We start from the raw sequence: 3,481 nt of genomic DNA, 5'->3' as shown, positions 1-3,481 counted from the left end.
CTGAATAGTTGCTTGACTTAATGGCAATTCTTCAGGAGCAATGTTATCAATTTCATCTACTCCCCAAAGTGGGTAACTTCCATAATCTGCCCAAAGTTTGATTCTGATTGCCATAACTATCATTCCTGAATAAGTTTGTTAATTAATCGAGTTGGAGTTGGATTAGCACTCACTAAGTAACCATTATGACTAATTTCTAGAGAAACATACTGAATAATTCCATTGATTTCTACTTTATAAATTATGCGACTTTTTCCTTGTATGCCAATAATTTTTCCCTCACTAATAGCTGTTACAATTAAATCGGAAATTTGTTCTTCAGTAATACCTCTCTGGAGAAAATCTTCTCGATGATTTTCTAGAATATGCAGCAATCCAGAACCTTTGTCACCTGCTTTTCCAGTTTCTAGAAAAACAATTTTCCCGCTAGGATCTTGAGTAATTATGATAATATTTTCTGGGGTATGTTTGATTGCTGCTTTTTTAAGTTCAGCAATCAGGAGTTTTTTCTGATCGTTGTTCGGATTCGACCTCATTGCCGATTATAGCTCAAGATTGTGTAATTTGATCTAGTTTACTCACCCTTCAATTATACAATAAAACCCCCTCAAGATTGATTGAAGTGGCATTTCTGGTATTTTTAGAGGCAATTTAGCCTACTTTTGTGGTTTCTTTTTCGGTGGATTGGGAGGGTTTTAGTTGGCAACTGATAATAAAGCCTCTTCTATTAGCTTTGGTAACTCAATAGCATAAAACCGATTCTTAATGTGTAAAATGTGTAAGAGGAAGAGACGCAAAAAATAAACCCCCTCAACTGACTAAATGAAGGGGGTTATGATATTATTCCAATAGGAAAGGATAGATAGGGTTATAGCCATGAGTATTGATATCTCCGATGAAATTCTCAGTGCCACACGCATGACTGAAGCTGAGATGAGGCAGGAAATTGCGGTCATGCTCTTTCAAAAAGAGAAGCTCACCCTTGCTCAAGCGAGTCGATTTGCAGGAATGAATCGTATTGCTTTTCAACACCTACTTGCAAGTCGTCAAATTCCGGTACACTACGATGTCGAAGATTTTGAACAGGATATTAAGAACTTGCGGGAGATGGGAAGATTGTGATTGTTGTCAGTGATACATCCCCTATCAACAATCTTGCCGCCATTAATCAACTTCATCTGCTACAACAACTTTACGAAATAGTTTTTATTCCTGAAGCAGTTTATCGAGAATTAACTGAGCCTGATTTTCTGGTAGCAGGTTCAATAGAGGTACAAACCTTAGATTGGATTCAAACTCGAACGGTAACTAACCGCACAGTGATTGAAGCTCTTGCAGATGAACTAGATAAGGGAGAAGCTGAGGCTATTGCTTTAGCACTTGAGTTGGGAGCAGATCAAGTTTTGATTGATGAGCGTCGTGGTCGTAGAATTGCTGCTAGACTTAATCTTCGATACACAGGAATTCTGGGCATTTTAGTTGAGGCGAAGAATCGACGGTTAATCTCTGAGGTGAAACCCTTGCTAGACGCTTTGATTGATCGAGCAGGATTTTGGGTTGCTGCACCTTTATACAGCAGTGTTTTACAGATTGTTGATGAAGAAAAAAATAAACCCCCTCAAGATTGAATGAAGGGGTATTTATGGTATTTTTAGAGGCAATTTAGCCTACTTTTGTGGTTTCTTTTTAATGGCGATACAATGAAGTTACCACCACTTAATGAAACCTCTATGAGCCTCATCCTTCCCTCTGAACTTCTGCAAACAGTACAAATGACTGAAGCTCAAATGCTCACGGAAATCGCTATCATGCTTTATCAGCAGCAACGTCTTCAATTTGAACAAGCAGCCGAACTAACGGGAATGGCGATCGATGATTTCTACCAATTGCTAGTATCGCGTAATATCCTCACTCCACCCACGGATCCCGACGACGAACCAAAAGAACTCATCCTCACCAGTCTTCGTATTTCTCTTCAGCAAGCTAAAGAGGGCAAAGTACATCCCATCTCTGAACTGTGGGATGGCATAGATGACTGAAAAAATTACCCCCATTAAGCTTCTTTTCTCCGATCAATTCAAGGATCGACTTCGCATCCTCGCCAAACGCTATCGGAGCATTCGTACTGATATACAACCCCTAATTGATGACCTTCAGATAGGCAAATTCATCGGCGATAAAATACCAGGAATAGGCTACACTGTCTTTAAAGTTCGCCTCAAAAACAGCGATATTCAAAAGGGCAAAAGTAGCGGCTATCGTGTTATCTATCAACTTAAAGACAATAGTTGTGTTTTGATGCTCCTCATCTATGCCAAATCTGACCAAACAGACATCCCAGCGCAGCAAATTCAAGACATCATTAATAAGTTTGACAGTTTTTAGAAGTATTAATAGATGCCAAAAATAAACCCCCTCAAGATTGAATGAAGGGGTATTTATGGTATTTTTAGAGGCAATTTAGCCGACTTTTGTGGTTTCTTTTTCGATGAATTGGCAGGGTTTTAGTTTGCGCTTGAGGGTTGAAGCTGCGCCGAGAGTACCGAGAGCGAAGAGGCTGAGGGTTGAGGTGGGTTCGGGAATATGCACACCACTCAAGCTAAACTTCCATTGCTGTAACTCTAAATTTGGACCTATTGGTTTTAAAATTTCTATCGATGCTTTATAAGAATCAAAATGAGGTTCGTGATTTACTATGGCTACAGTTGGGTTTGTGGCTTGAAAATCGCCAACTAATATAGGAGGTCCACCAACTATTGCCTTTCCAGTTGATAAGATGGATTGCGTAAAAGAGAAAATTTCTCCTGGATTAACATCCTCATCAGTATGGGGTCCAATTTCATGCCGAATGTTATTGGAGAAAATTTTTACTCCTTCTATACTATTATTAGGATTTCCCACAATGACTGTTCCTTTCCAATAAGTCCCATTTAAATCAATACTAATAGTTCCGTCTATATTATCATCTCTTATATCCCAGACAGTTTCCGTCCAAAACGGTTGAGGGTTAATTTCAAAAGAAAAAGCATGAGAATCTTCTTGAAAGTTACAATTTAGTAAAAAGTCAGAACATTGAGAAACAGGTATGCTAACTGCTCCTGCTTTGTTTGTTGTAGCCAAGCTCAAAGCTGCAAAAGTGGCAGTAACTAGAGTTGCAACGCCGACTAATTTATTTGACTTGAAAAGGTTCATAAAGTGTGCCTAAATGAGTTGTAAATTATTGTCTCCCTCATAGCTCAGATCAAGCAATAGCCCAACCCAAGACCAAAGGGAGATAGCCGAAGGATACACACTCCCCCCCCTACAAATGTATTAAAAGCTACAATTCAATAAATCTTTATATTTCTGAACTTCCCCCGTATAAACATACTAGCTATGGCTAAAAGTCTTACAGAGCCTGAGTTAAAGCAATATAATACTAATGGACTACTGGACACAAAATCCTGAATTCCTTACGCAGATAGGGTTTGAGGCAAAATTT

General features: G+C 38.9%; 7 protein-coding genes. 4 read left to right on the top strand and 3 right to left on the bottom strand.

The genetic code is table 11. The annotated features are described in order from the left end of the window. Together IM500_RS24730 and IM500_RS08650 are read right to left on the bottom strand one after the other, a co-directional pair. Window positions 1–114: immunity protein CdiI family protein (locus IM500_RS24730; protein WP_502882352.1), on the bottom strand; the 114-nt coding region annotated here is incomplete at its 3' end. A 5-nt stretch (window positions 115–119) separates the two neighbouring features. Further along, window positions 120–536 (bottom strand): hypothetical protein, encoded by a 417-nt coding sequence (locus IM500_RS08650; RefSeq protein ID WP_190720312.1) that lies wholly within the window; start codon window positions 534–536, stop codon window positions 120–122. Window positions 537–876: 340 nt separating this feature from the next. Between IM500_RS08650 and IM500_RS08645 the strand changes: the two genes are divergently transcribed. The 4 genes from IM500_RS08645 (at window position 877) to IM500_RS08630 (ending at window position 2,385) form a co-directional block, all read left to right on the top strand. After that, window positions 877–1,122, top strand: a complete 246-nt coding sequence (locus IM500_RS08645; protein WP_002748168.1) for a UPF0175 family protein — start codon at window positions 877–879, stop codon at window positions 1,120–1,122. Further along, on the top strand, window positions 1,119–1,628 hold the full coding sequence (locus IM500_RS08640) for a PIN domain-containing protein (RefSeq protein ID WP_190720309.1): 510 nt from the start codon (window positions 1,119–1,121) through the stop codon (window positions 1,626–1,628). The genes IM500_RS08645 and IM500_RS08640 overlap by 4 nt, the downstream gene beginning before the upstream one ends. A 72-nt stretch (window positions 1,629–1,700) precedes the next feature. Beyond that, window positions 1,701–2,039 (top strand): UPF0175 family protein, encoded by a 339-nt coding sequence (locus tag IM500_RS08635; protein WP_002797781.1) that lies wholly within the window; start codon window positions 1,701–1,703, stop codon window positions 2,037–2,039. Further along, window positions 2,032–2,385: a type II toxin-antitoxin system RelE/ParE family toxin gene (locus IM500_RS08630; RefSeq protein ID WP_147069762.1), complete on the top strand. Its 354-nt coding sequence runs from the start codon at window positions 2,032–2,034 to the stop codon at window positions 2,383–2,385. The genes IM500_RS08635 and IM500_RS08630 overlap by 8 nt, the downstream gene beginning before the upstream one ends. A gap of 75 nt (window positions 2,386–2,460) precedes the next feature. Here the strand turns inward: IM500_RS08630 and IM500_RS08625 are convergent, their stop codons facing one another. Continuing rightward, window positions 2,461–3,192 (bottom strand): PEP-CTERM sorting domain-containing protein, encoded by a 732-nt coding sequence (locus IM500_RS08625; RefSeq protein ID WP_242034557.1) that lies wholly within the window; start codon window positions 3,190–3,192, stop codon window positions 2,461–2,463. Window positions 3,193–3,481 lie beyond the last annotated feature (289 nt).

This window comes from Microcystis sp. M179S2 (assembly GCF_020245805.1).
Classification (GTDB): Bacteria; Cyanobacteriota; Cyanobacteriia; order Cyanobacteriales; family Microcystaceae; genus Microcystis; species Microcystis aeruginosa.
The sequence above is the reverse complement of the archived record's forward strand: the minus strand, read 5'-3'. Positions and strand labels throughout refer to the sequence as shown.

What these genes read in the sequence shown, in the direction of transcription:
- IM500_RS08635 (WP_002797781.1), top strand. Translation starts at nt 1,701, where the DNA reads ATGAAGTTACCACCACTTAATGAAACCTCTATGAGCCTCATCCTTCCC.
- IM500_RS08625 (WP_242034557.1), bottom strand. Translation starts at nt 3,192, where the DNA reads ATGAACCTTTTCAAGTCAAATAAATTAGTCGGCGTTGCAACTCTAGTT.
- IM500_RS08630 (WP_147069762.1), top strand. Translation starts at nt 2,032, where the DNA reads ATGACTGAAAAAATTACCCCCATTAAGCTTCTTTTCTCCGATCAATTC.
- IM500_RS08650 (WP_190720312.1), bottom strand. Translation starts at nt 536, where the DNA reads ATGAGGTCGAATCCGAACAACGATCAGAAAAAACTCCTGATTGCTGAA.
- IM500_RS08645 (WP_002748168.1), top strand. Translation starts at nt 877, where the DNA reads ATGAGTATTGATATCTCCGATGAAATTCTCAGTGCCACACGCATGACT.